Origin of the sequence: Exiguobacterium sp. SH3S3 (genome assembly GCF_004337115.1) — a bacterium.
Taxonomy (GTDB): domain Bacteria; phylum Bacillota; class Bacilli; order Exiguobacteriales; family Exiguobacteriaceae; genus Exiguobacterium; species Exiguobacterium aurantiacum_A.
This window is the reverse complement of the sequence record NZ_SJUU01000005.1, coordinates 1-24,036: the sequence shown is the minus strand read 5'-3', so window position 1 is coordinate 24,036 and position 24,036 is coordinate 1. Positions and strand designations below refer to the sequence as shown.

The 24,036-nt window shown below is 52.7% G+C and carries 30 protein-coding genes; 25 read left to right on the top strand and 5 right to left on the bottom strand.

Annotated elements, in window-relative coordinates; translation table 11 throughout:
* Positions 1 to 34: 34 nt before the first annotated feature.
* From EVJ28_RS06170 to EVJ28_RS06095, 16 genes are all read left to right on the top strand, one after another.
* Entirely contained in the window at positions 35 to 1,042 is a 1,008-nt protein-coding gene (locus EVJ28_RS06170) for a tRNA dihydrouridine synthase (protein WP_131456567.1), read from the top strand.
* Positions 1,043 to 1,121: 79 nt separating this feature from the next.
* Positions 1,122 to 1,631 carry a hypothetical protein gene (locus tag EVJ28_RS06165; protein ID WP_131488296.1) on the top strand — a complete coding sequence of 170 codons (510 nt, stop codon included), beginning with the start codon at positions 1,122 to 1,124 and terminating at the stop codon, positions 1,629 to 1,631.
* A 54-nt stretch (positions 1,632 to 1,685) separates the two neighbouring features.
* Positions 1,686 to 2,231, top strand: coding sequence for an RNA polymerase sigma factor (locus EVJ28_RS06160; protein WP_131488294.1), 546 nt, complete (start codon positions 1,686 to 1,688; stop codon positions 2,229 to 2,231).
* Positions 2,228 to 2,971 (top strand): hypothetical protein, encoded by a 744-nt coding sequence (locus tag EVJ28_RS06155; protein ID WP_131488292.1) that lies wholly within the window; start codon positions 2,228 to 2,230, stop codon positions 2,969 to 2,971. Before EVJ28_RS06160 ends, EVJ28_RS06155 begins: the two co-directional genes overlap by 4 nt.
* Positions 2,972 to 3,059: 88 nt before the next feature.
* Positions 3,060 to 4,190, top strand: coding sequence for a Fic family protein (locus EVJ28_RS06150; RefSeq protein ID WP_161566952.1), 1,131 nt, complete (start codon positions 3,060 to 3,062; stop codon positions 4,188 to 4,190).
* A gap of 303 nt (positions 4,191 to 4,493) precedes the next feature.
* Positions 4,494 to 4,868, top strand: coding sequence for a hypothetical protein (locus tag EVJ28_RS06145; RefSeq protein ID WP_131488288.1), 375 nt, complete (start codon positions 4,494 to 4,496; stop codon positions 4,866 to 4,868).
* Between the two features lie 19 nt (positions 4,869 to 4,887).
* A complete protein-coding gene (locus tag EVJ28_RS06140; RefSeq protein ID WP_131488286.1) occupies positions 4,888 to 5,538 on the top strand; it encodes an SIMPL domain-containing protein in 651 nt (216 codons plus the stop codon).
* Entirely contained in the window at positions 5,535 to 5,957 is a 423-nt protein-coding gene (locus tag EVJ28_RS06135) for a hypothetical protein (protein WP_131488284.1), read from the top strand. The genes EVJ28_RS06140 and EVJ28_RS06135 overlap by 4 nt, the downstream gene beginning before the upstream one ends.
* The gene (locus EVJ28_RS06130) at positions 5,954 to 6,853 is read left to right on the top strand and encodes an SWIM zinc finger family protein (RefSeq protein ID WP_131470059.1); all 900 of its coding nucleotides are present in this window, start codon (positions 5,954 to 5,956) and stop codon (positions 6,851 to 6,853) included. Before EVJ28_RS06135 ends, EVJ28_RS06130 begins: the two co-directional genes overlap by 4 nt.
* Positions 6,854 to 6,925: 72 nt before the next feature.
* Positions 6,926 to 7,396 (top strand): flavodoxin family protein, encoded by a 471-nt coding sequence (locus EVJ28_RS06125; RefSeq protein WP_070328611.1) that lies wholly within the window; start codon positions 6,926 to 6,928, stop codon positions 7,394 to 7,396.
* Positions 7,397 to 7,507: 111 nt separating this feature from the next.
* Positions 7,508 to 7,909 carry a hypothetical protein gene (locus EVJ28_RS06120; RefSeq protein ID WP_131488283.1) on the top strand — a complete coding sequence of 134 codons (402 nt, stop codon included), beginning with the start codon at positions 7,508 to 7,510 and terminating at the stop codon, positions 7,907 to 7,909.
* Positions 7,910 to 7,991: 82 nt separating this feature from the next.
* On the top strand, positions 7,992 to 9,104 hold the full coding sequence (locus EVJ28_RS06115) for a M14 family metallopeptidase (RefSeq protein WP_131488281.1): 1,113 nt from the start codon (positions 7,992 to 7,994) through the stop codon (positions 9,102 to 9,104).
* A gap of 91 nt (positions 9,105 to 9,195) precedes the next feature.
* Positions 9,196 to 9,996 (top strand): alpha/beta fold hydrolase, encoded by an 801-nt coding sequence (locus tag EVJ28_RS06110; protein ID WP_131456584.1) that lies wholly within the window; start codon positions 9,196 to 9,198, stop codon positions 9,994 to 9,996.
* Between the two features lie 272 nt (positions 9,997 to 10,268).
* Positions 10,269 to 10,697: a CBS domain-containing protein gene (locus tag EVJ28_RS06105; protein ID WP_016510664.1), complete on the top strand. Its 429-nt coding sequence runs from the start codon at positions 10,269 to 10,271 to the stop codon at positions 10,695 to 10,697.
* A gap of 99 nt (positions 10,698 to 10,796) precedes the next feature.
* Positions 10,797 to 11,300 carry a cupin domain-containing protein gene (locus tag EVJ28_RS06100; protein WP_131469153.1) on the top strand — a complete coding sequence of 168 codons (504 nt, stop codon included), beginning with the start codon at positions 10,797 to 10,799 and terminating at the stop codon, positions 11,298 to 11,300.
* Positions 11,297 to 12,187, top strand: coding sequence for an aldo/keto reductase (locus tag EVJ28_RS06095; protein WP_131488279.1), 891 nt, complete (start codon positions 11,297 to 11,299; stop codon positions 12,185 to 12,187). The genes EVJ28_RS06100 and EVJ28_RS06095 overlap by 4 nt, the downstream gene beginning before the upstream one ends.
* A 44-nt stretch (positions 12,188 to 12,231) precedes the next feature.
* Here the strand turns inward: EVJ28_RS06095 and EVJ28_RS06090 are convergent, their stop codons facing one another.
* Positions 12,232 to 13,926, bottom strand: coding sequence for a M3 family oligoendopeptidase (locus EVJ28_RS06090; RefSeq protein ID WP_131456588.1), 1,695 nt, complete (start codon positions 13,924 to 13,926; stop codon positions 12,232 to 12,234).
* Positions 13,927 to 14,132: 206 nt separating this feature from the next.
* Here EVJ28_RS06090 and EVJ28_RS06085 point away from each other — a divergent pair, with 206 nt between their 5' ends.
* The 3 genes from EVJ28_RS06085 to EVJ28_RS06075 all read left to right on the top strand — a co-directional run bounded on the left by EVJ28_RS06085 (position 14,133) and on the right by EVJ28_RS06075 (position 15,865).
* Complete coding sequence (locus EVJ28_RS06085; RefSeq protein ID WP_070328619.1) at positions 14,133 to 14,633, top strand: PTS sugar transporter subunit IIA; 501 nt, start codon at positions 14,133 to 14,135, stop codon at positions 14,631 to 14,633.
* 89 nt (positions 14,634 to 14,722) lie between these two features.
* Positions 14,723 to 15,322, top strand: a complete 600-nt coding sequence (locus tag EVJ28_RS06080) for a helix-turn-helix domain-containing protein (RefSeq protein WP_016509316.1) — start codon at positions 14,723 to 14,725, stop codon at positions 15,320 to 15,322.
* 54 nt (positions 15,323 to 15,376) lie between these two features.
* Positions 15,377 to 15,865, top strand: coding sequence for an SMI1/KNR4 family protein (locus tag EVJ28_RS06075; protein WP_131488277.1), 489 nt, complete (start codon positions 15,377 to 15,379; stop codon positions 15,863 to 15,865).
* A gap of 40 nt (positions 15,866 to 15,905) precedes the next feature.
* Here the strand turns inward: EVJ28_RS06075 and EVJ28_RS06070 are convergent, their stop codons facing one another.
* The 3 genes from EVJ28_RS06070 to EVJ28_RS06060 all read right to left on the bottom strand — a co-directional run bounded on the left by EVJ28_RS06070 (position 15,906) and on the right by EVJ28_RS06060 (position 18,468).
* Positions 15,906 to 16,331: a hypothetical protein gene (locus EVJ28_RS06070; protein ID WP_070328620.1), complete on the bottom strand. Its 426-nt coding sequence runs from the start codon at positions 16,329 to 16,331 to the stop codon at positions 15,906 to 15,908.
* A 63-nt stretch (positions 16,332 to 16,394) separates the two neighbouring features.
* Positions 16,395 to 17,588: an ABC transporter permease gene (locus tag EVJ28_RS06065; protein ID WP_131469149.1), complete on the bottom strand. Its 1,194-nt coding sequence runs from the start codon at positions 17,586 to 17,588 to the stop codon at positions 16,395 to 16,397.
* Positions 17,578 to 18,468 (bottom strand): ABC transporter ATP-binding protein, encoded by an 891-nt coding sequence (locus EVJ28_RS06060; RefSeq protein ID WP_131456594.1) that lies wholly within the window; start codon positions 18,466 to 18,468, stop codon positions 17,578 to 17,580. The genes EVJ28_RS06065 and EVJ28_RS06060 overlap by 11 nt, the downstream gene beginning before the upstream one ends.
* A 120-nt stretch (positions 18,469 to 18,588) precedes the next feature.
* Between EVJ28_RS06060 and EVJ28_RS06055 the strand changes: the two genes are divergently transcribed.
* Positions 18,589 to 19,533, top strand: a complete 945-nt coding sequence (locus EVJ28_RS06055) for a VOC family protein (RefSeq protein ID WP_131456596.1) — start codon at positions 18,589 to 18,591, stop codon at positions 19,531 to 19,533.
* Positions 19,530 to 20,129, top strand: coding sequence for an alpha/beta hydrolase (locus EVJ28_RS06050; protein ID WP_131488275.1), 600 nt, complete (start codon positions 19,530 to 19,532; stop codon positions 20,127 to 20,129). The genes EVJ28_RS06055 and EVJ28_RS06050 overlap by 4 nt, the downstream gene beginning before the upstream one ends.
* Positions 20,130 to 20,134: 5 nt before the next feature.
* Here EVJ28_RS06050 and EVJ28_RS06045 read toward each other — a convergent pair whose 3' ends face one another.
* Entirely contained in the window at positions 20,135 to 20,623 is a 489-nt protein-coding gene (locus EVJ28_RS06045; protein ID WP_131488273.1) for a restriction endonuclease subunit S domain-containing protein, read from the bottom strand.
* Between the two features lie 250 nt (positions 20,624 to 20,873).
* Here EVJ28_RS06045 and EVJ28_RS06040 point away from each other — a divergent pair, with 250 nt between their 5' ends.
* From EVJ28_RS06040 to pgmB, 4 genes are all read left to right on the top strand, one after another.
* Positions 20,874 to 21,059, top strand: coding sequence for a hypothetical protein (locus EVJ28_RS06040; protein WP_131488271.1), 186 nt, complete (start codon positions 20,874 to 20,876; stop codon positions 21,057 to 21,059).
* A gap of 74 nt (positions 21,060 to 21,133) precedes the next feature.
* A complete protein-coding gene (locus EVJ28_RS06035; protein ID WP_131456600.1) occupies positions 21,134 to 22,189 on the top strand; it encodes an acyltransferase family protein in 1,056 nt (351 codons plus the stop codon).
* 90 nt (positions 22,190 to 22,279) lie between these two features.
* A complete protein-coding gene (locus EVJ28_RS06030) occupies positions 22,280 to 22,597 on the top strand; it encodes an Asp23/Gls24 family envelope stress response protein (protein WP_236633343.1) in 318 nt (105 codons plus the stop codon).
* Between the two features lie 201 nt (positions 22,598 to 22,798).
* On the top strand, positions 22,799 to 23,464 hold the full coding sequence (pgmB, locus tag EVJ28_RS06025; protein WP_131456602.1) for a beta-phosphoglucomutase: 666 nt from the start codon (positions 22,799 to 22,801) through the stop codon (positions 23,462 to 23,464).
* The last annotated feature ends 572 nt before the right edge of the window (positions 23,465 to 24,036 follow it).

Below are 24,036 nucleotides of genomic sequence, written 5' to 3'. Positions count from 1 at the left end.
TTGTTGGATTGATTACGAAAGGGAATGATTCTATATGAACGAAAACTTCTGGCGCGACCTGCCGCGTCCATTCTTTATACTTGCCCCGATGGAAGATGTGACTGACGTCGTCTTCCGCCACGTCGTCGCCCATGCCGGCCGGCCGGACGTGTTCTTCACCGAGTTCGCCAACTCGGACAGCTACTGCCATCCTGAAGGAAAAGGTAGCCTCCGTGGACGGTTGACGTTCACCGAGGACGAGCAGCCGATCGTCGCCCACATTTGGGGCGACAACCCGGACTACTTCCGCGAGATGAGCATCGGCATGGCCGAGATGGGTTACAAAGGCATCGACATCAACATGGGTTGCCCGGTCCCGAACGTCGCTAAGCGCGGAAAAGGGAGCGGCCTCATCTTGCGTCCTGACGTCGCGGCCGAATTGATTCAAGCGGCGAAAGCCGGAGGCATCCCGGTCAGCGTCAAGACGCGTCTCGGCTTCTCGAAGCTCGACGAATGGCGCGACTGGTTGACGCACATCCTGAAGCAAGACATCGCCAACTTGTCGATTCACTTGCGGACGCGTTCCGAGATGAGTAAAGTCGACGCGCACTGGGAGATGATTCCGGATATCATGAAATTGCGTGATGAGATCGCACCGGATACGCTCATCACGATCAACGGCGATATCCTCGACCGTCAAATGGGTCTCGAGCTCGTCGAGAAGTATGGCGTCGACGGCGTCATGATCGGCCGCGGGATTTTCAAAAACCCGTTCGCGTTCGAGAAAGAGCCGCGTGAGCATTCGATGGAAGAACACCTCGATCTGCTTCGTCTCCAGCTCGACCTGCAAGACAAGTTCCAAGAAGACGTGCCGCGCTCGATCTCGAACTTGCACCGTTTCTTCAAGATTTACGTGAAAGGTTTCCGCGGGGCGAGCGACCTCCGTGTGAAGTTGATGGATACGAAATCGACAGACGAAGTGCGGGCATTGCTCGATGCGTTCGTCGAGAACTATCACAAAGAAGAAGCGGCGCTCGCCGAGGCGGCGTCGACAGTAGAATGATTTTTGAAGGGATTCAGTGTATACTGGGTCCCTTTTTCTGTAAAATGAAAAAGTAGAACTACATAAAGGAGTGAGCACGATGGGACTATTGGAACGTCTTCAAGGTGGGGACTTGCGTTCCATCGGGCGGGTCGATGAGGTCATCCAATTCGTCGGTGACGATCCAGAACGATTCGCGGAACTGATGACCGGGTTGACCGATGAACGTCCTGTCGTCCGGATGCGGGGCGCAGATGCGATAGAGAAAGTGACACGCCGTCATCCAGAGCTGCTTCGGCCGCACCAAGCGTCCTTATTCCAACAGCTACATCTCGGCACCCAACGAGAAGTGAGATGGCACTTGGCCCAGTTGATGCCACGGATGACGTGGACGGAAGAAGAGGCGGCCGACATCGTCCGTGTGCTTACCGGGTGGATTGACACCGAGACGAGCGCCATCGTCATCGTCAACTCCTTGCAAGCGATATTCGACTTGAGCGCTGTGCATCCCGGATTCCGTGACGAACTGATTGTCTTGCTCGAGACGCAACTTGAGATGGGAAGTCCGGCTGTGAAGAACCGATGTAAAAAACTGTTGCAGAAATTGTGACCGATGCGTCTTGTTTTCGGTCTATAGAAGTGAAGGTGAAAAGGAGGGGTTCATGTGGACGATCAAGCAATCATCGATTTATACTTTGCCCGTTCCGAGCAGGCGATTGCGGCGACGGCGGAGAAATACGGGGCGTATTGCTACACGATTTCCTACAATATCCTGCACAGCCGGGAAGATGCGGACGAGTGTGTCAATGATACGTATATGAAAGCGTGGCATGCCATCCCGCCGACGCGCCCGCGACGGTTCGCGGCCTATCTCGCGAAGCTTGTTCGTAACGTCTCCCTCCATACATATGAGAAGGCGCACGCTAAAAAACGAGGTGGCAGTCAAGTGCCGCTCGTCATCGACGAGCTCGAGCACTGTCTGTCGTCGTCGAAGACCGATGATACGGAAGTGATCGACTTGTTGAACGATTTTTTGGAACAATTGCCGCGCGAGACGAGACAGATCTTCATGGCACGTTATTTTCAATTCCAGTCGATCAAAGAAATTGCGAAAGCGCGACAGTTGAACGACAGCAAGGTCAAGATGGTACTGCTTCGGACCCGGAACGACTTGAAGCAGGCACTCGTTGCGGAAGGGGTGGCGCTATGAACGGAGATCGGCTCACGCGTTTAATCGGGGAAGTTGATGACCGATTTGTCGAAGAAGCGATGGCGGTTGAAGTCAAAAAGTGGAGATACTGGCGCTGGACGGGCGGTCTCGTCGCAGCAGCAGCCGTCACACTCTTCGCCGTGACATGGGATGGTTTTAAAGAACTGATTCCGCTATCTGACAGATCGAGCAATATGTCGGTCGCGTATATTGATGAAGAGGACATCGATGTCAGAATGTCGTCCGCAGATCTTGTCGAGATGAGTGAAGACGAACTTTTTTCGAAGTGGAATCCCGCCGTGGTAAGGGGCGTCGTGAAGCAGATTGACCACATTGAGCTCGATTTCAACGGACAAGAGGAATATCAGTCGATTGTGACGATTGGCGTGACGGACGTCTATCGGGGAGAAATCGAACCAGGTAGTACGATTCAAGTCCTCACTGTTGCCGGAGTCGGCTCGGAAGTATCGCAGTCAGAAGCAAGCGTTGTATCAGAGCTTCGCCTCGGCATGGAAGGGATTTTTATGCCGAGACGGCATGATGCTTCCCACGTTTGGTCACAAAATGGGGCTTCTCTTCAAGTGATGGATGTGAGTGATTACGGCTTTCCGGACGGTGAACGGTATATGTTCTTAGAAAAGGACGAAGGACTCGTCTTCATGCGAGACGCATATCCGTCGATGGAGGGGGCCGAGACGCTTGATGACATTGAAGAGGTCCTCATATCAAAATTGGAATAAAATATTTATCCATTCATTTTGACGTAAAAAAACAATAAACTATAATTAAGTCAATATTTAATGAAATATGACTTAAAGGATGAGCGATATGGCAATACAAGGATTAACAAAACTACCTGTCAAAATCGAAATTAAACAAGCTATTAAATTGCTTGAGCGGTTGGCACATGTGAATACGTTGCTTGGAAAACTAGATGTTGAATTGACACATTCGAAAGCTAGCAAACAATTGATGCAACTTCTGTCTCTTCAAGAATCAGTAGAGTCAACCAAGATTGAAGGATCACAAGTGACGTTCACCGACATGATGGAGTCTTCCCTTAAAAAAAGTGACGATTCCGATATTATCGAAATTCAAAACTACATGCAAGCCTTGCAGTTTGGATATGAATCTGTCGCGAACGGGTATCCGGTGACGACACGCTTGATTAAGCAGCTCCATGAAATTTTGATGAAAGGAAGTCGTGGCGAAGTCAGTTCAGCCGGGGAGTTCCGGAAAATCCAAAATTTTATCGGGCCGACGAATCGTTTAGAAGATGCTTCCTACATTCCCGTCGAAGCTCATTTGATCAATGAATATATGGAGAACTTAGAAAAGTTCATCAATACTGACTCTTATGGACGTCTGTTGCCGCAAAACCATTTAAAGCCGGACGGTTATGTCATTAACGAACAAGCCGCTCCTCTTCTTAAAATAGGAATCATGCATGCTCAATTTGAATCGATCCATCCGTTTTTGGATGGGAACGGACGTTTAGGGCGGATTCTAATTGTACTTTATTTACTTCAACAGAAAGTCATTACGCATCCGATTTTCTTTGTCAGTGAAGAGCTTGAGAAAGAAAAGGCCCGTTATTACGACTTGCTCAATGGTGTTCGTGGGGACCAGTCAGATTGGGGGAAATGGTTACTCTTTTTCGTTGACGCCTCGGAGCGTATGGCGACGAAACTGTTGGATCAACTGAATAAGGCGAACCGATTGCTTATAGAGGGCGAACAGTTGATTGATAACGAAGCCGAACGGAAACTGTGGATTACGAGCTTTGAACAACCAATCTTGACGGTGGCCAAAGGTGTTGAGATGACTGGCTACTCGCCGAACACAGTCCGAAAAGCACTTCATCAACTTGTGGAGAAAGAACTCTTGTACGCATCGAATACAGAACGGAGAAATCGAAAGTATCGAAACTATGCGTTACTACGTATTTTCGTGAACTAAATTCAATATGCCGCTAGGGAACTGGCGGTATTGGAGTTTATTTGAACAAAGGGAGGGGCGAGGTGGTTCCAAATGAGTGGTGTGCGTCAAGTATAGGACGCGGTTTAGCATTTGGAGCAGGGATTGGAATCATTGGGTCGCTCCTGTTTGATTTTGAACTGGTGTATGGAATTGCGGAGGGTGCAGCACTCGGCTATCTGATTGTACTCGCGATGTTATTGACCGGAAAGATATGATTGGATGGGACTCAAGATTATCATGAAAAGAGCCTTGTAAATCCAGAAGATGAAAGGAGGTCTCGATGTGCAGGAAAAAGCGTTCAAAATTCAATTCAGAGTAGGCGGATTTGGGATATATAATACATCCACAATCACATTCTTTCCAAATAGGACGGCTGCCCGCTTCATTGACTGGCAAGAATATGACCGTGTGATGCCGAAGGACACGTTCGTCATATATGATGAAGCAGAAGCGAAAGACGTATATGCCGCTTTCCTAGCGTTGAAGACAGACAAATGGCCGTCCACATTTGAAGTCGAAGGTGATCTGATGATTCTCGACGGAACACAATGGAGTATGACCATCACAGAACCGGACGGCAACACCCGTACACATAGCGGCAGCAACGCCTATCCGCGCAAGTGGAGGGCCGTCACAACACTGTTCGGCATTTCGTGAACATTGAGGAGGAGATTGTATGGAACGTACCATCACCGTTAAAGGAACGGGAAAAGTATCGGCCAAGCCAGACTTGATTGTCTTAACGATGAACTTAACTTCGAAAGCGACACGATATGAGGACACGATGCGTGACGCCGCCAAGGCGGTATCCCGTCTGCAGAAAGCGATTCAAGCATCAGGGTTTGAAGTGACAGATTTAAAGACGACTGATTTTTCCGTCGATACCGATTATGAAAGTTACCGTGACGAGGACGGAAATTATAAATCTCGTTTCCGTGGCTATGTGTGTGAGCAACGAACAAAACTTGAGTTTGACCTCGACACGAAACGCTTGTCTGACGTCATCCAAAGCGTCACGAATTCAATGGCGGACCCGAAACTGTCCATCAAGTTCACAATTAAAGATTCAGATACGGTTAGCGATGCACTCCTCGCCAGTGCGGCGGAGAGTGCGTTGCATCGGGCCGAACTGTTGACGAAAGCGGCCGGTGCGAAGCTTGGGGAATTGAAACGGATTGACTATACGTGGGGCGAGCTCCATCTTTACTCGCCAACTAATTTGGTATTCCATGAAGAGGTGTTCCATTCACAGGCGTCGATGCCAGAGCTTCAGCCGGACGATATCGATTTGAGCGATACGGCGACGTTCGTCTGGGCAATCGAATGAAACGATTCGTCTGGATGGTGGTGTTTCTGCTGTCCGTCTCACTGTCGGTTCATGCCTTGTCATGGGCGTACGCGTTCGTCGTCTTGGACGGACGGGTGTATGAAGTGACGGACGAAGTCGTCGCCGAGGCGGATCTTGGTGAGGTCGTCGGCGAGGTCGAGGCGTTGGCTGACGATATGACCGGCGACTATTACGGCGACGCCTCGAACATGTATCCGATCGGAACAGAATATCGTCAAGTGGAAGGGGAGTCGGTCGAAGACGTGCTCGCGGTCGAGGACGGTACTGAGTGGAAGCGGGCCGAATTCGTCCATGAAGCACCGTTTGACAGCCGAAATCATCTAGACGTAATCGCCTATGCCGCCATCGGCTTGGGAATCGCGGTATTTTTGGGCACTAGGCTGAGGAAACGTCGATGAACTTATATAATTTTGAGGAACAGATTTCGAATCGAATTTTAGAGCGTGGCTACGAGTATTGGCTCGAAGACCGGGTGTTCATTGAATCGGAACAAGACTCGACGTATCATCTCACTGCGGAAGGGACGGCTGAGTACGAAGTCGTCATCACTTTGTCGGGCGTCGATATTATCGAGTCGTCTTGTGATTGTCCATATTCGAAAGGTCGATGTAAACATGAGGTCGCCGCGTACTTTGTGTTGCGTGAGGAAGTCATGGCACCCTCAAAGATTGATTTGAAACAACAGCTTCAACAGCTGGAAAAGCAGGAACTCGTCAACATCTTGATGGGTCTGGCAAACGATTCGCAACTTTATCCGCGGATCGCACGTGCATTTGAGGTACGTCCGCCGTCGTTTGACCAAGCCATTAAAGAAATGAGGTGGCGTTTCAGTGAGGTGTTTCCAATGCTCGAACTTGATTACACGTCGCTTTCGAGATTTCAATCCTTTGTCGATGCTAGGACGAGTGATGTGCTCATTGTCCAAACTCCGGAGACACGCTTGAAGCAAGGAATCGCATTGATGATCGGGATGTCAGACTATGAATTTGAAGAGTTGACCGAGATGAGTTGGGAGACTGCGAACGAGCTCGATCCTTCAATCTGCTCTGCCATCAATGCGTTATCCAATGATACGGTCCTTCTTGAATTGTTAGACGTATTGAAGTCAGTGGAGACATGGAGTTGGGCAGACTTGCACATAGAGATTCTAAAAGCACTCGTGTTTGCGATGACAGAGGGTTTAGATGTCTTGTACGCATATATCAAGACGTATCGGGATACCGAGGCGGATGACCATGAAGTCGAGAATATTGAAGCGCTTCTTCGGATTATAGAGAAAAGAATGGATACATGATGAGCGGTCCATCATTAAGGGAATAGTCCCATGTAGACATAAGAAAGTTTTCGCTTAATGGAGGGATACGTCATGAAAATCCTCATCACTTTTGACTCGATGTACGGATGCACAGAAAAAGTCGCCCACGCCATCAAAGACGGATTCGGCGAGCTTCATCAAGTCGAGGCGGTTCACATCAGTCATATCGGCTACGGGGATCTCGCCAACCTCGATTTACTCGTCGTCGGATCACCGACACACGGCGGACGCGAGACCGAGGACGTGAAGACGTTTCTCGACGGACTGTCGGATCATGCGCTCCGCGGAGTGCGGGCCGCAGCGTTCGATACGAGCATGGCCGAAGAAGACCAAGGCTTTTTCGTCGGAAAGATCGTCAAGTGGTTCGGCCACGCCGCGACCCGGATCGAACGGGCGCTTACGGAAAAAGGAGCAGAGCCGGTGCTTCAAGAATCATTCCTCGTCCTCGACAAAGAAGGACCGCTCAAAGAGGGAGAGCTCGAGCGGGCCCGTGACTGGGCGAGCCATCTGTTCGATAAGTGAACGAAGACGCGTTCCTGATGGGATGCGTTTTTTGTTGTGTTGTATGACCGAACAGCACGAGAAACGGGTAAATACAAATGTAGCTCTTTTCTAAAGAATGGAGGGAGAAGGATGAAAAAATGGGAACGAGATGTGCTTGTCGGGTGGATCATCGTCTTGCTTGTGTTGATTGCCCATTACGTGATCACCGTGTCGCTCGGCAACACCTATTTTGCCGAATCGACGTTGAATCGGATGCTCTGGTTCAGTAGCTTCCCGGCTTTTTTGATTGCGTTTATCGCAGCACTCTTCCAAAAAACGAACACGATCACCCTAGCCATCCGGCGCGCCGTCATTTGGACAGCCGAGCTCGTCGTCGGGTTTTCACTTGTCGCCTTGTTCTTCCGCGCGTTCGAACCGTTGTTCGCAAGCCCTGGTGCGTATTGGTTGTTCGGTGCCGTCTTGCTCGCCCCGCTCGTCTACTTGTTCGAGTTCCGCCGCCAAGACCGCGGCACGAAAGCCGGAGCCCATTAATCGAAACGCCTTCCTCGGGAGGCGTTTTTAGCTTGCCTCGAAATGGGAAAGGGGTACAGAAGACATGAATGGAGGGAATCATATGAGTACTTATTTTTCATCATCTTACGACGAGTCGCGCGAGAGGTTTCTCGATTTGCTCGACACCGTCAAACAATACTACCCGAGCGCGCGGACGATGTCGCATTCGATCGGGGAAGATACGATCGACGTGATCATCGGCGAACCGGCCGGGTCACGTGAGGCGATGCTGCTCATGACGATCGGCGAGCATGGGATCGAAGGCTACGCCGGTGCGGCCTTGACGCAGCAATTCATCGAGACACAGCTCGGCAACGTCCGCCATGACGTGACAGGTGTCTGCTTCATCCATGCGGTCAACCCATGGGGGATGAAACATTTCCGGCGCGTCAACGAACATAACGTCGATTTGAATCGAAACTACGTCGTCGACCGGGAATCGCTGCCGCGAAACGTCAATAAAGAGTATGAGGTGATGCGCCACTTGTTCGTCCCGGACGGTGTCATCGACGACTATCACGAGGCGCGCGAACACATTTATTCGTTCCTCGGCTCTGGCATCAAGCTCGACGGGTTCGACGCGATGAACGAGGCGAAAGGGATGGGCCAGTACCAATTCCCGAAAGGCGTCTATTATGGCGGGGACGCCGACGAACCGTCCGCCGTCTTCATGAAAGAAATCCAGCACGATCTTCTCGACCGTTACGACCGGGTCGTCCATATGGACTGGCACACCGCGCTCGGGCCGACGAACGAAGTGACGATGCTCGTCAGCGAGCGGGACGGACGCAGCGCCGAGCAGTTAAAACAGACGTATGGGTTGAAGAACATCAAGACGTACAATCCGGATGACGTGCTTGGCGACTCGACGAACCATTTCTATTACGTCCGCGACACGCAGTATCCGGACAAGCAGCTCGTCTCGGCCTTGTTCGAATTCGGGACGTTCGGCACGTCGACGAAAGCGCTGATCCGTGAATTTTTGACGATCATTTTAGAGAATCGTCTCTATTTCGAAGGCACGAAAGACCCGGAGGCACGCAACGGCATCAAAAAAGAATTCATGGCCATGTTCTACCCGGAAGATGAGACGTGGAAGACGTCCGTGTTACGAGAAGGCGCGCAAGCGGTCGAGCATATCTTGAAGGCCGAATCGCTCTGGCGCGATGGTTGACAGGTTTTCAGTTCGCTCAAACGGGAACAGATGGGTTGTGGGCAAACGTACGGCGCACAACGCTCAACAATACGATTGGGGGTTTTGAATGATGGGGAATTACATTACAGCACATGACGGGACGTCTATTTTTGTCGAGGACGTCGGAACGGGCGACGCAGTCGTCTTCTTGCACGGCTGGCCGGCGAACAACAACATGTTCGAGTATCAGAAGAACGCGCTCTTGGAGGCGGGCTATCGCTACGTCGGCATCGATTACCGCGGTTACGGGAAGTCGGACGCACCGGCTACGGGCTATGACTACGAGACGATGGCATCTGACGTGAACATGGTCGTCAACGGCCTCGGTGTCAAAGATTTCACACTCGTCGGCTTCTCGATGGGTGGGGCGATCGCGATCCGTTATGCGGTCGATTATCCGGACGGTGGTTTGAAAAAACTCATCCTCGCCGGCGCGGCGGCACCGGTGTTCACGCAACGCCCGGACTATCCGTACGGGATGACAAAGGAAGAAGTCGACGCCTTGATCGAAGATACGATGAAAGACCGGCCGAAGATGCTCGAAGGGTTCGGCGAGATTTTCTTCGAGAAAGAACATTCGAAACCGACGCAAAACTGGTTCCACAGCTTGTCGCTCATCGCCTCGAGCCACGGGACGATCGCCTCGGCGAAAGCGCTCCGCGACGAGGACCTTCGTGAAGACTTGCCGAAAGTCGGCGTCGAGACGCTGATCATTCATGGCGTGCACGACAAAGTCTGTCCGTTCGAGTTTGCCCTAGAGATGGAAAAAGGCATCCCGAACGCGCGCATCGAGCGTTTCGAGGAGAGCGGTCACGGTACCGTGCTCGATGAGATGGAGAAGTTCAATCAAACGATGTTACATTTTATCTGATTAGACGAGACGCCTTGATCGAAAGGCGTCTTTTTTAATGGACTCGGACGGGTAGAGTCGATGCGTACAGGGTATAAATAATTGGAGTTACTTTCCAGTTTTCTGTTGATGACGTGTCACGCCGGTCCTGTTCTTGTAAAGGACTTTTTTCTGTGACAGCAACTGATGAAAGGAGGGTGAAATAATTGTGGGGTGTGGTCAACTATTGCGGTCAACCCTATGATTCATGGTACAATAGCGTGGTGGATTAACAGATTGAGGAGAGATTATATATGAACATCGCTTTCTTTTTATATCCGAAAGAAGACGTCAAATATTTAGACCCGGAGTCGACGGTGCGGCAAGCGCTCGAGAAAATGAAGCATCATCGCTTCACCTCGGTGCCGCTCGTATCCGAGAATGGCTTTTACGCCGGTACGATGACGGAAGGAGATTTACTGTGGGCACTCGCCGAACAACTTCGCGGGGAGGAAGATTACGAGAAAGTGCTCCGGACTCGCCTGAAAGACATCAAACAACGCATACGCTATAAACCGGTATCGATCACGGCCCAAATCGAGGAGCTCGTCGATGCAATCACCGACCAAAACTTCGTGCCTGTCGTCGATGACGGCAAGTATTTCATCGGCATCATCCGACGCCGTGACATCATCGAGTACTACTCGACGAAGTTGAAACAGCTCGAGAGCGAAGTACGCTAACTCAGTGGCTCGGCCCTTATTAAAGGGTCGGGTCATTTTTTTGTGTCGATTATATCCTCTATAAGTCGGGTACAGTGTCAGAGACAAGGAGGCGATCACATGGACATGTCCACATATCGGTTTAAAGATGACGGCTCGATACCGAACAACCCGTATTACCCGGTGCTGTTATACCGACGCGTGTTCGATGAGGCGGACGGCATCCAGGCGACGTTCGAGCATAACGGTTGGGGCAACAGTTGGGTGAACGGTGTGTTCGACTATCACCACTATCACAGCAACACGCACGAGGTGCTCGGGGTGAGGTCAGGCCGTGCGACCGTTCAACTCGGCGGCGCGACCGGCGATCTCGTCTCGTTGAATGCGGGTGACGTGTTGATCCTGCCAGCAGGGACGGGGCACCGCCGACTCGAGGCGAGCGATGACTTCGAAATCGTCGGGGCGTATCCGGAAGGACGCGACTATGACACGTTGACGGGCAAGCCGGAAGAACGCCCGGACAACGTCCATCGAATCGAACGTGTCGACAAACCGGCGACCGATCCCGTCTTCGGGACGACAGGGCCGTTGCACGATCAATGGATCAAGGAGGAAACAACATGAACCGAATTCCACACACACTGATTTTGGCGGCACTGAAACAACACGTGGTCAAATTGCCGGACGGGCGCGAGATGCGTGCTCTCGGTCAAGGCACGTGGCGCATGGGTGATGACGCATCAAAACATGACGCGGAGATCGAGGCGTTACAGACAGGTCTCGACTGCGGATTACACGTCATCGACACGGCCGAGATGTACGGGGAAGGCAAGTCGGAGACACTCGTCGGGGAAGCGATCCAAGACCGTCGTGAGGACGTCTTCCTCGTCTCGAAAGTGTATCCACATAACGCCGGGGGCGATAAGCTCGTGCAGGCGTGCGACGCGACGCTCGAGCGGCTCGGCACCGACTATCTCGATCTTTACTTGTTGCATTGGCGCGGCAACATCCCGCTCAAGGAGACGGTCGACGGGCTCGAACAGCTGAAAGCAGACGGGAAGATCCGGGCGTGGGGCGTCTCAAACTTTGACGTCGCCGACATGAAGGAACTGCTCGCCTTGCCGAACGGGAAGCATTGCGCGGTCAATCAAGTGCTGTATCACCTCGGCAGCCGCGGCATCGAGCACGACTTGTTGCCGTTCCTAGAAGAGCAGGGCATCCCGGTGATGGCCTATTCGCCGCTCGCCGAAGGTAGCGACGTGAAAGAGAAGATCTTCAACGACGAGACGGTGAAACGGATCGCTGAGGCGTACAGCGCCACACCGGCCCAAATCCTGCTTGCGTGGACGGTCCGGAACGGCAACGTCATCGCTATCCCGAAAGCGGGGCAGAAAGCGCACGTCGAAGAGAACGGGGCGGCGCTGCTGCTTAACTTGGCCGAGGACGATTTTCTTGCGCTCGACGAGGCGTTTCCGCCACCAAGCGGGAAAGAGCCGTTAGATGTGATTTGAGGACAAAAAGGGTGAGCCCATGCGGACTCACCCTTTTTCTATCTTCAGTTCGCTAACGGGTGCTTCAATAGATAGTCTTCAATCTGTCCGAGCGTTTCTTTTAACACACCGTCTTCGAACGGTGACTTGAGTCCGGCCAGTTCGACGAGCTCGAGGAACGAGCGGCTGCCGCCGGCCTGACAGAGTGTGAGGTAATCGCTCCACGCCGACTCACGGTCCTCATGCATGCGCACCCAGAACTGGAAGGCACACACTTGGGCGAGCGTGTAGTCGATATAGTAGAACGGGCTCTGGAAGATGTGGCCCTGTTGATGCCACCATGCGCCCGACTCGAGGTAGTCGTTCGTCTCGTAGTCGCGGTGCGGCAAGTACACCTTCTCAAGGTCACGCCACGCCTGACGACGTTCTTCTGCCGTCATGTCGGGCTTCCGGTAGACGATGTGCTGGAACTCGTCGACGAGGACGCCGTACGGGAGGAACGTGACGCTTCCGGCCAAGTGGTTGAACTTGTACTTGTCGACCTGGTCGCCGAAGAACAGCTCCATCCACGGCCAGCAGAAGAACTCCATCGACATCGAGTGGATCTCGCACGCCTCGTACGTCGGGAACGCGTATTCCGGTGTCGTCAAATGACGGCTCTCATATACTTGGAAGGCGTGACCGACCTCGTGCGTGAGCACGTCGATGTCGCCGGCCGTGCCGTTGAAGTTCGAGAAGATGAACGGGAGACCTTCAGACGGTAAGTACGTGCAGTAACCGCCGCCGGCTTTGCCGGGCTTCGCCGTAAGATCGAGGGCGCCGCGCTCTTGCATGTACTGGAAGAACTCGTCCGTTTCGCCCGAGAGCTCACGGTACATCTTGTTGCCGCCCTCGATGATGAACGACTCGTCGCCTTGCGGTGTCGCGTTGCCGTCCGGGAAGACGAACGATTCGTCATAGTAACGGAGCGTATCGACGGCGATGCGTTTCGCTTGCTTGTCTTTTAACGTCGTCGCGAGCGGGACGATGACGTCGCGCACTTGTTTACGGAAGTTGTCGACCATCGACTCATCATAGCCGACGCGTTGCATCCGGGCGTAGCCGAGTTCGACGAACGACGGGAAGTCGAGCGCGTGCGCGATCTCGGTCCGGACGCGGACGAGTTCGCCATAGATGCGGTCGAGCTCGTCACCGTTGTCGGCGAGGTATGTATAACGCGCCTCGGACGCCGCTTTTCGTACCGACCGGTCGGGTGACTGTAAGTATGGGCCGAACTGCGACAAGTTGAGCGTCTTGCCATCGAACTCGATCTGTGCGGCCGACATCACTTTTTGATAGCTCGTCGCGAGTCGGTTCTCTTCTTGCAGTTTCGGGATGAGCGACTCGTCGAACGTTTTGAGTGCCCGTTCCGCGAGTTCGAACAATTGGCTGCCCCATTCCGCTTCGAGCTGGCTGCGGAGGTCGTGCTCCGTCAAGACGCGATAGTACGCCTGGACTTCTTTCTCGTAGACCGGCAACGCGTCGTCAAAGAACGTCTGCTCGGCTTCGTAGAACGCATCGCGCGTATCGATCGAGTGGCGGATCGCGACGAGCTGACTTTGCGTCTCGAACGCGTTCCGTTCCTGGTTGATTTGGCGAATCAATTCGTTCGCCTCTTCGAGTGTGCTCGCTTGCTGCAATTCGACTGAATAGTCCGACAATCGGCTGTTTAAAGCGTCCACGTCGGGCCGTTCGTATGACAATTTTGTGAAAGTCGTCATTGTAAGCGCCTCCATCATGTGAAATTTTTATAAAGTGTAAAAAGGGCTTGCAAAAGCGATTGCACACTCGTATTCTTACGATGTGTAAACGAATTCGCACTACCTTGATACAACTATACCGTGAATAGGGTAGGGATTGAAGTAATAGCTTTTCGGGTATAAAAGCTAAGACTTTGATTAACAGAACATGTTGGAGGGATTAAGCTATGGGATTCTTTAAAAAACTTTTTGGTGGTAAAGACGAGCAATTGAACGCGGTGTCACCACTTACAGGGAAAGTCATCGATATTACGAACGTGCCTGACCAAGTGTTCTCACAAAAAATGATGGGTGATGGTATCGCCATCGAACCGACAGACGGAAAAGTCGTGTCACCAGTCAACGGGACAATCGCGACGGTCTTCCCGACGAAACATGCGATCGGCATCAACGCGGACAACGGTGCGGAGTACTTGATCCACATCGGTTTGGATACGGTCAACCTTAAAGGTGAAGGCTTCGAGACGCACGTCACGGAAGGCCAAGCCGTCAAAGCAGGCGACCCGCTCGTCACGTTCGACCTTGACTTCATCAAAGCGAACGCACCGTCGACGATCACACCGATCATCATCACGAACCATGACAGCTTCGCTGTAAACAAACTTGTTGCCGAAGGCGACAACGTTACAGCCGGTTCATCTGAAGTCGTCGAGTTGACGAAAAAATAATTAATTCGACCACTTGCTCGGAAGCATGCGCTTCCGAGTATTTTTTTGTGGATTCGGGAACTATAATGGAAAAGAGGGGGGAGAATGCAATGGATGGTAAAAATGCACCGTACCGGGGTTATGGGGACCGGATCCGAATCTTGCGTGAGCGGACGGGTATCTCGATCGAGGCACTCGCCGAACAGATCGGTGTCGCTCCGTACTTTATTCGCCGGACCGAGCTCAGTGAAGTGTACCCGACGATGCCTTACATAGAGGCGCTCGCCGAGGCGCTGAAGATTGACGCGAACTACTTGGCACGGCACATTTGGACGGGGGAGTCCTTGAAGGTGCTCATGAAAGGCAAAGCCCCTGAACTCGAACAGATGAAGCTCGCCTATGAAGAAGCGATGCACGGGAAGTCGACGGAAGACATGCAGCATCAGCTCGAGACGCGCATGCGCATCTTCGACTTGATGCACGAAGAGGAACTGCGCCGCATCTTTGAAGAGGACGAGGAACCGACGTCGCACCACGCGTTAGAAGCGTTGGTCGATGCCGTGCTCGACCTCGGACGGACGCATGAGGCGACACATCGCATCGTCCCGTTCGCCCGCTACGTCGATCAGCTCGTCCCAGAACAGTTCGTCGATAACTCGTTCCAATATACGGAGTTTGGCATCGTCGATAAGTCGTATAAGTTGCAGTGAGCGAGGCCGTGGGCGACCACGGCTTTTTCAATATGTATAAAAGGAGTGAGCGGCATGGTCGCAGTTCAAGCACTGAAACAAAGACTAGTGAACAATCGGCTCGAAGTGCAATTAGAAGAAGGATACGTGAATCAGTTGGCTTTTGTGTTCAACCATCCCGGAACAGACGATGAGTTAGACCGATTACCGAAAGAAACACCGCTAGCGGTCCGTGCATTATTAAAAGAACATAACGGAGCTAAATTGTTTGAAGATACGGAGTACGGTGGAGGGATTGAGCTATTTTCGGTTGATGAAATCATCGCAAGCCGTGAACGATGGGAATGTCCTTCGTCTTTTCTTCCTATAGGGGCTGGCCGTGACGGAGAATGGATTGTCTGTGAATACATAAGCGAAACGGAAGACCGGATGTGGATAGGCGAGTTTTTGACCTTTGATGAAGCCGATGCGAGGTTAAATCGTTTGCCCTTTAATTTTTCACGGTGGCTAGATTATTTGATCGTGGCACAAGGGGCCGCGTTCTGGGACTGGTTTCGAACATGAAAAAGAACGGCTACCCAAAGGGCGGCCGTTCTTGACATTATCAACGCATTGGTCTTGCTTCATAACGCACTTTCGGTTTCGTCCCGGCAAGCAGAAAGCCGAGCACGATGTTGAGAATCGTGAGCACCCAGCCGATGTAACCGAACGTATAGGCGAGGCTCGCGAGCATCGTCTGCCAGTCGAGTAAGGATGCGGCATCACCGCGAACGGTGAAGCGGATGATCGTGAATCCGACGAGTGTCGTCAGCGTGATCAAAATCCCAATCCACGCGCCGCCGAACCTTGACGTCTCAGAACGTCGACTGACCGGATACCAAAACGCGAGCGTTCCGAGGAACGTGCTGCCCGCGTATGCGAGCAAGATTTGCCACAACGCGTCGGCCTCTAAGAAGACGGTATAACAGATGAACGTCGTGAGCGTCGTCATGAATGTAAAGATCAAGGCTGCGAGTAATCGTGATCGCATAGTTCGTTTCCTCCTCATTTTGCACATTCTTTAGAGTATACGAAAACGAAAATGCTGTAAACGTTATTGGCGATTTTGTAATATTTGACGCCATTGTTTAATCGCGTTGTTCCCGTAGAACAGGACGCCGCCGCGATAGAACTTCGAACCGATCCAGAGAATGACACCGATCGAGCCGAGCATGATGCCGATCGACAAGGCGACTTCCCAGACCGGTACGTCGACGAGCATGACGCGGAGGAACATGAGCATTGGCGTGAAGAACGGGACGAACGACAAAATCGTGACGATTTGCGCGTCCGGATTATTCAACCCGAACATCGCGGCGAGGAAACCGGCGACGAGGAGCATGATGACCGGCATCGTCATCTGCTGCGACTCTTCGACACGGCTGACGAGCGAGCCGAGGACGGCGAACATGGCCGCATAGAGCAGATAGCCGAGCGTGAAGAACGTCAATAAGTAGATGACGGCCCGGGCGTTGCCGGCGTTGTCGATGACCGATTGGGCCATCTCATTGCTGCGGGCACTGAAGTAACCGAACCCGAGGAAGATGCCGATCTGTAACAGGGCGAGCGTACCGATCGCTGAGATCTTGGCGAGCATGTGCGTCACCGGATGCGTCGTCGAGATGATCAGTTCCATGACGCGCGACGATTTCTCGGTCGTCACTTCGGTTGAGATCATCGAACCGTACGTGATGATCGATACGTAAAGCAGCATGAGCATGATGTAGACGAACGCGAATGACGAGAACAGCTCTTCTGAGTTCTCGCCGCCACGGCCGAGGTAAGACTCCTCGATTGGGACCGGCTCGTTCAAGGCGGCGAGGACGGTCGGATCGATGTTCGACGTCTCGATCAGCTCGGCGTTGCGGACTTCGCGGAGCGCCGTCTGCAGGAGTGTCGTGAAATCGGGCTCAGGACGGTCGGACAAGACGCGGGCCGAAGCGCCGTCGGTGAAGGCGACGATCTCGTAGTCCCCGTTATCGAGCCCAACGCGCGCCTCGGCTTCGGTGATATCGGCCGATTCGACCCCTTCGTAACCGAGCGACTGCATGATTTCAGTCAGTTCGGCGTTTTGCGTGACGAGGAGCGCCTGGCCTTGATCGGTGTCCTCGAAGTTCGCGAGCAGGCGGTCGATGTTCGTGAAGCCGAGGATGAACACAATCGTCAAGATTGTCGAGATGAGGAACGCCTTCGACCGCAGTTTCGAGCGTAGCGTGAACGCGTACAATGGTTTGAAGTTATGAAACATGGCTGCCTACCTCCTTGATGAAGATGTCGTTGAGCGAGACGGGTTGGCGCATGAACGTCTTGACGGAAGCATCTGCTTGCACGAGGGCGCCGAGCACCGCGTCGCTGCCTTCGAACGAGTCGAGCCGGACGAGGTGACCGTCGCGATGAGGTTCGACCGCTTTGACGATCGGGAGTGCCGTGAGGACGTCGACGCGATCGGTCTCGATGAAGAGCACGGGCTCGGCGTAATGCGACTTGATTGTCGGGACATCGCCGCTGACGACGGCGCGGCCGCCTTTCAAGATGCCGATATGTTGGCACAGCTCTTCGACGTGCTCCATCCGGTGACTCGAGAAGACGATCGTCGTCCCTTCGTCGCGCAGGGCGAGCACTTCACGCTTCAAGATCTCGACGTTGACGGGATCGAGGCCGCTGAACGGCTCGTCTAAAATGAGCAGTTCTGGGTTGTGGAGCAGCGCCGCGATCAACTGAATCTTTTGCTGGTTTCCTTTTGACAGCTGTTCGACACGCATCAATTCGTACTGCGGGATCTCGAGTCGTTCGAGCCACGACTTGACGGCACGTTTCGCCTCAGTTGACTTCATGCCTTTCAGGCTGGCGAGAAAGACGAGCTGGTCGCGGACGGGCGACTTTGGATACAGGCCGCGCTCTTCCGGCAAATAGCCGACGATGCGGTGGTCGACGTTGCGTCCGTCCCAGCGAATCGTGCCGTCAGTCGGCTTTAAAATGTCTAAGATCATCCGGAACGTCGTCGTCTTGCCGGCACCGTTCGCCCCAAGCAGGCCGTACATCTCGCCACTAGGGACGTGAAAGCTCAAGTCGTCGACGGCCGTGAACTCCCCGAACTGCTTCGATACACGATCAATTTGTAAAGTCATATGTAAGTCCTCCCTATTTAGGTGTCTACTCTTAGCGTACGGCATTGTGAGCAAAAAGTTTCACTTTTTATCGAAAATGATTTATCTTGAAATCAAGATAATGAAAAAGGGGGATACGTCATGACGACGCACTCAGCAGGTATCCATCACATCTCGGCGATGGTGAAAGACCCGCAACGCACATTAGATTTTTACGGCAACGTCCTCGGTATCCGCTTCATCAAGCAGACGGTCAACTTCGACGACCCGGGTACGTACCACTTTTACTTTGGGGATGAAACCGGGACGCCGGGGACGGTCATCACGTTCTTCCCGATCCCGGGTATCGGGAAAGGCAGCGTCGGCAGCGGGCAGGTCGGTGTCACCGCGTATCTCGTACCAGTTGGCAGCCTCTTGTTTTGGGAGAGTCGCCTGCAAGCCCACGGTGTCGCGACGGTCGCGACCGAACGGTTCGGCGAGCCGTCACTGTTGTTCGAAGACCCGGACGGACTCGTCGTCGAGCTCGTCGCGCGGGCGAGCACGAAACAGACGGACTGGCTCGTGTCAGGTATCACGAAACAAGAAGCGATCACCGGGTTCGCCGGGGCGACGCTCTTGTCGAAAGACCCGGAGGCGACGGTGCGGTTATTGACCGAGCTGTTTGGCTTCACGAAGACGGGGGAAGACTCGGAATGGGTCCGACTCATCGCTTCGGCCGATTACGGCAACGTCATCGACGTCAAAAAGGCCGTCCTCCCGAACGGCGTGCCCGGTGCGGGGACGGTCCACCATATCGCCTGGCGCATCGCGGACGGCGACGAGTATACGACGTGGCAAGACGCGATCTTTGACCTCGGCCTCCGTCCGACCGAGGTGAGAGAGCGGCACTACTTCCGCTCGGTCTACTTCCATGACGAAGGACGCATCTTGCACGAGCTCGCGACCGACGCACCCGGGTTCCTCGTTGATGAAACGATCGACGGACTCGGCAGCGTATTGAAGCTGCCGGACTGGCTCGAAGTCGACCGCGACAAGATCACACGAACGCTACCCATCATCACAATCCCGAGAGGAGACAGAATATGATTCATCAATTCATTAAAGGCACGACCGAGACGACGCTCGTCTTGTTGCACGGTACAGGCGGGACGGAGCAGGACTTGATCCCGCTCGCCCGTGAACTATCAACCGAAGTGAACATTCTCACGCTCCGGGGCGACGTCCTCGAGAACGGCATGTCCCGGTTCTTCCGCCGTCACGCGGAGGGCGTGTTAGACCTTGAGGATTTGAAGAAACAGACGGAGCGCTTCCTCGCGTTTCTTGACGAGGCGGCAAACGAATATGGGATCGCCCGCGACAAGATGATCCCGCTCGGCTACTCGAACGGTGCCAACTTGATCGGATCGGCCTTGTATCGGGACAACGCGTTCAAGGCGTCACTCTTGTTCCATCCGATGGTGCCGGACCGCTCGCTCACGCTCCCTGACTTGACGGATGCGACCGTGTTCATCTCGGCCGGCGAGCGTGACCCGATTTGTCCGAAACAAGAAACAGAAGAGCTGACGTCGACGCTACGGGAAGCCGGAGCGGACGTCGAGCTCTTCTATCACGGGGGCGGGCACGAGCTGCGAATGGAGGAAGTCGAAGCAGCTCGGGCATGGGTTGTGCCGTTAATCGATTGAAACGGTCAGGCCATTTTCTTCGGTTTGGACGATCTCGAGTAGACGACGAGGACGCCACGATCAATCAAATAGGCGGCGAACATGCGTTTCGCTTCTTCAGCACGAACGGTTCGGTCGATTTGGATGTACAATCGGCCGAGCTTTTTTTGTGAGGTGCGGGTCAACAACCAGATCGAGTCGAGCGTGTATTGCCAGCTCCGGAGTGTGTCCGCCCCAACATACATGTACCGGTTCGACGTGCGCTCGAGCAGGTAGTTGAGCCACCAGACATCACGGGCGAGCTTCATGACGACACCGGCCACGAACGAGATGCCAACTAGGAACAATACTGAAGCGACCGGATGTAAGGCGCTGAACCGTTCACGGAGCGGTTCGAAAGCGATGATGAATAAGCCGATCGTAAACGCGCCGATACTCCACCAAAATCCAAAGTTAGAGAACGAACGTTTCGGGTCATGGACCACGTGATGACGGTTACGGATGACAGAAGCCATTCTCCACACCTCCTTTATTAGAATATTCTGATTATTTAGTAAAACCACTATACTATACTCTACCCACTCTCGTCCATTTGAATACGCGCAAAACCTGCTCGCGCATGAAGATTTGTTAACGATTCGGCTTGCAAGCGGCAGATACGGGGAATGATGACAATGACGTCATCATTTTTTTGTTGAATCGTAATTTCATCGCTCGTAAAAATCGGCTATGATGAGAAAGGAAAAAAATGAAGTGGGTGGTCAGATGAAGAAGCTAAAAGTCGGCGAACTGCGTGCCGAGTTGAAGCGCTTCACTCAAGACGAGTTGATTGAGCTCGTCGTCGGCTTGTATAAACAGCACAACGATGTGAAGACGACGTTGAACCGATACTTCAACGAAGGGTTCGAACAAGAAGAGGTCCATCGACTCGTTGGTGCCATGGACGGCTGAAATCCGGGTCGTCGCTCAGAAGCGATACGCCAACATCAAAGAGGAAAAGCAACAGGAGAACTAGAGGGGACGCTATGCGAAATCATTGGTACGACAATATTAAAGGCGTGCTCGTCTTGCTCGTCGTCTTCGGTCACTTGCTGACCGATGTGCGCGGTGCCTACGACGATTTACTGCCGAAGTGGGTTTATTTGTTCTTATATACGTTTCATATGCCGTTATTCATTATGCTGAGCGGTTACTTCTTCCGGGAGAACCGTTATTTGCGTGTCATCCAGCTGTTCGTCGCCTACGTGATCTGGCAAGTCATTCTCGGCTCGTGGTTCGCCTTCACGGAAGGGGTCCCGCTCTTGTCGCTCGAGAACCCGGGACTGAACGTGCTCAAGCCGTACTGGGCGCTCTGGTATTTGATGGCCATCGTCATCTGGTACGTCATCACGCCGTACGTGACCCAGTTGAAAGGGTATGTGCTCTATGCGCTGTTGTTCGCCCTGTTGTTCGGCTTCCAAGAAGAATCGACCGGGTTCTTCGCGCTCCGGAAAGTCATCATGTTCTATCCGTTCTTCTTGATCGGCAACTGGATGAGTGAGCGCAACACGATGAACTTCTTCGAGTTGCCGAAGCGGGCCGAGCAACGGAATCGCTACCGAATCGGCGGCGCGGTCGTCTTCACCGTGCTCACGCTCGGACTGCTCGCCTCGATGAGCTTTCAAAAAGAAGGCACGTTCTATCATGTCGGCAACTTGTTCAAGTTCCGGTTCGCCTACGAGACGGCGGTGCCGGAGGCGATTTGGAGCGGTCCGTTCGCTTTCTTGATCGTCTATACGGTGTCGACGCTCATGGCCGTCAGCTTCGCGCTCATCGTGCCGGGGCGTGAGTTGCCCGTGTTCACGCGGGCAGGGAAGTATAGTCTATACGTCTACTTGGTCCATGTGTTTTTAATCGTCGCCTGGAAGGCGTTCGTGCCGGCCGGATTCATGCCGACGTCATGGCAACAGTTGCTCGTCTTGTTCGGTGTCGCCTGCCTCATCGTCCTGCTCATCATCAGCCCGCCGGCCGTCCGGATGTTGAGGCCGCTCGTCGAGATCGACGTCCGCCGCGCGCAGGACGTGAAAGACCGAAAATCGTAAACCCTTTTCTAAACGGCGGTTTTCCGCTACACTTTAGATGGAAACCGAAACTAGAGCTAAGGAAGTGACAGCATGCCATATGAAAATGGAATGAACAGTACAGAAGGAGACGTCAACGTCTCACGCCACGTCGTCGAGATGATCGCCGCGGTCGTCGTCAAAGAAACGAAACACGTGTCGTTCACACAAGAAGACACGAAACTCTCAGAGCGTGCGCTCATGAAGCACGTCAAAGTCGATGAGTCGTCAGAAGGCGTCATCATCAACTTGTCGCTCTACATCGCTTACGGTCAATCGATCGTTAAGACGGTGACGGCCGTCCAAGAGCGCATCACCCAAGACATGGATACGATGCTCGCGATGACACCGCTAGCGGTGAACGTGAAAGTCGTCGGTATTCAATTGTAAAATGGTAGGAGGAGCGAAGCGCTCTTCCTATTTTTTATTTTTCTGCGAAAGCGGTTGCATAGATGAGGCGTTATCCGATATAATAGAAATCGAACAAGTGCAACCGTTTGCATCATTGACCAATCGTGCAACGGGTACTTGTCAAGTTCCCTAAATGTAGTCTGAGGACACAAACATTTGAAGGAAAGGCGGAAAGCATGTATGTCGACGATAGAAGCAGTCATTTTTGATTTGGACGGTGTCATCACTGACACCGCGGAGTACCATTACCTCGCTTGGAAACAACTCGGAGAAGAGCTCGACATTCCATTTGACCGCGAGTTCAATGAGACGCTCAAAGGCGTGAGCCGGACTGACTCGCTCGAACGCATCCTTGCGCTCGGCGGAAGACAGGACGATTTCACACCGGATGAAAAGGCGGAACTCGCCCAGAAGAAGAACGAGCATTACGTTGAACTCATTCAGCATATCTCTTCGGCCGATTTGCTTCCTGGCATCGTTTCATTTCTTGATGAAATTAAAGAGGCCGGTCTCAAAATCGGAATGGCATCTGCTTCAAAGAACGCATTCGCGGTCGTTGACGCACTTGGTGTCCGCCATTACTTCGATCACATTGTCGATGCAGCAACTGTCGCCGACTCGAAACCACATCCCGAAGTGTTTTTGAAGGCTGCCTCTGCCCTTGGCGTGAAACCCGAACATGCCATCGGCGTTGAAGACGCAGCCGCAGGCGTGACTGCAATCAAAGCGGCAAACATGTTTGCTGTCGCCGTCGGGGAAGAGTCGATGCTTGGTCATGCAGACCTCATCGTCGCTTCGACCGATGAACTTTCGCTCCGACGCATCCTCGAACGCGCCGGCGCGTGACAGACTACGTTCATCTTCCGTGAGATGACGACTGCCCCGAACAGTCGTCATCTTTTTTTTTGTGTAGTGGTGTAACAATACAAGACATAACTTTTTTAGCGATGAGAATGTCTTTGATTTTCTAGCCTACTCATCGGTGTAAATATCTATTGATGATTTCAATCACGCTGGTGAATTTTTCTTAGTTACACTTTAGTTATACTGCTGTAATAAAAACTCGAGAAGAATTTGGTTAAAGTGTCTACTAATATTGTGCGTTAATCGGATGCATTTATGGCAAAAGCTCTCATGCTAACGTCGTTTAGATTTGTTTTCGCGCTACAACGTAGACTCTATATATTAATACTGCTCTTGTGACTTAGCAGGATTACAGTTTAGAATGTACTTCATGATGAATCGGACAAAGAGTATGAACTAGAGATAGAAAAGGTTCTTTAAGAGAAAGTGAACTGAACCCTGAATGATAGACACTTGATAAAAAGTGCTCATTCAGGGTTTTTTGTGTGCGGTCGAATCGATATAATGAACCTATTCATTCAGACGGGGGAACGCATCCATGAGTAAAATCATCT

Bases quoted from the DNA above. Each gene is read 5' to 3' on its own strand.
- EVJ28_RS06150 (WP_161566952.1), top strand. From the start codon at position 3,060: ATGGCAATACAAGGATTAACAAAACTACCTGTCAAAATCGAAATTAAA.
- EVJ28_RS06115 (WP_131488281.1), top strand. From the start codon at position 7,992: ATGAGTACTTATTTTTCATCATCTTACGACGAGTCGCGCGAGAGGTTT.
- EVJ28_RS06075 (WP_131488277.1), top strand. From the start codon at position 15,377: ATGGTCGCAGTTCAAGCACTGAAACAAAGACTAGTGAACAATCGGCTC.
- EVJ28_RS06040 (WP_131488271.1), top strand. From the start codon at position 20,874: ATGAAGAAGCTAAAAGTCGGCGAACTGCGTGCCGAGTTGAAGCGCTTC.
- pgmB (WP_131456602.1), top strand. From the start codon at position 22,799: ATGTCGACGATAGAAGCAGTCATTTTTGATTTGGACGGTGTCATCACT.
- EVJ28_RS06155 (WP_131488292.1), top strand. From the start codon at position 2,228: ATGAACGGAGATCGGCTCACGCGTTTAATCGGGGAAGTTGATGACCGA.
- EVJ28_RS06130 (WP_131470059.1), top strand. From the start codon at position 5,954: ATGAACTTATATAATTTTGAGGAACAGATTTCGAATCGAATTTTAGAG.
- EVJ28_RS06120 (WP_131488283.1), top strand. From the start codon at position 7,508: ATGAAAAAATGGGAACGAGATGTGCTTGTCGGGTGGATCATCGTCTTG.
- EVJ28_RS06165 (WP_131488296.1), top strand. From the start codon at position 1,122: ATGGGACTATTGGAACGTCTTCAAGGTGGGGACTTGCGTTCCATCGGG.
- EVJ28_RS06050 (WP_131488275.1), top strand. From the start codon at position 19,530: ATGATTCATCAATTCATTAAAGGCACGACCGAGACGACGCTCGTCTTG.
- EVJ28_RS06135 (WP_131488284.1), top strand. From the start codon at position 5,535: ATGAAACGATTCGTCTGGATGGTGGTGTTTCTGCTGTCCGTCTCACTG.
- EVJ28_RS06030 (WP_236633343.1), top strand. From the start codon at position 22,280: ATGAACAGTACAGAAGGAGACGTCAACGTCTCACGCCACGTCGTCGAG.
- EVJ28_RS06140 (WP_131488286.1), top strand. From the start codon at position 4,888: ATGGAACGTACCATCACCGTTAAAGGAACGGGAAAAGTATCGGCCAAG.
- EVJ28_RS06035 (WP_131456600.1), top strand. From the start codon at position 21,134: ATGCGAAATCATTGGTACGACAATATTAAAGGCGTGCTCGTCTTGCTC.
- EVJ28_RS06125 (WP_070328611.1), top strand. From the start codon at position 6,926: ATGAAAATCCTCATCACTTTTGACTCGATGTACGGATGCACAGAAAAA.
- EVJ28_RS06055 (WP_131456596.1), top strand. From the start codon at position 18,589: ATGACGACGCACTCAGCAGGTATCCATCACATCTCGGCGATGGTGAAA.
- EVJ28_RS06070 (WP_070328620.1), bottom strand. From the start codon at position 16,331: ATGCGATCACGATTACTCGCAGCCTTGATCTTTACATTCATGACGACG.
- EVJ28_RS06085 (WP_070328619.1), top strand. From the start codon at position 14,133: ATGGGATTCTTTAAAAAACTTTTTGGTGGTAAAGACGAGCAATTGAAC.
- EVJ28_RS06100 (WP_131469153.1), top strand. From the start codon at position 10,797: ATGGACATGTCCACATATCGGTTTAAAGATGACGGCTCGATACCGAAC.
- EVJ28_RS06095 (WP_131488279.1), top strand. From the start codon at position 11,297: ATGAACCGAATTCCACACACACTGATTTTGGCGGCACTGAAACAACAC.
- EVJ28_RS06090 (WP_131456588.1), bottom strand. From the start codon at position 13,926: ATGACGACTTTCACAAAATTGTCATACGAACGGCCCGACGTGGACGCT.
- EVJ28_RS06105 (WP_016510664.1), top strand. From the start codon at position 10,269: ATGAACATCGCTTTCTTTTTATATCCGAAAGAAGACGTCAAATATTTA.
- EVJ28_RS06170 (WP_131456567.1), top strand. From the start codon at position 35: ATGAACGAAAACTTCTGGCGCGACCTGCCGCGTCCATTCTTTATACTT.
- EVJ28_RS06045 (WP_131488273.1), bottom strand. From the start codon at position 20,623: ATGGCTTCTGTCATCCGTAACCGTCATCACGTGGTCCATGACCCGAAA.
- EVJ28_RS06110 (WP_131456584.1), top strand. From the start codon at position 9,196: ATGGGGAATTACATTACAGCACATGACGGGACGTCTATTTTTGTCGAG.
- EVJ28_RS06080 (WP_016509316.1), top strand. From the start codon at position 14,723: ATGGATGGTAAAAATGCACCGTACCGGGGTTATGGGGACCGGATCCGA.
- EVJ28_RS06060 (WP_131456594.1), bottom strand. From the start codon at position 18,468: ATGACTTTACAAATTGATCGTGTATCGAAGCAGTTCGGGGAGTTCACG.
- EVJ28_RS06065 (WP_131469149.1), bottom strand. From the start codon at position 17,588: ATGTTTCATAACTTCAAACCATTGTACGCGTTCACGCTACGCTCGAAA.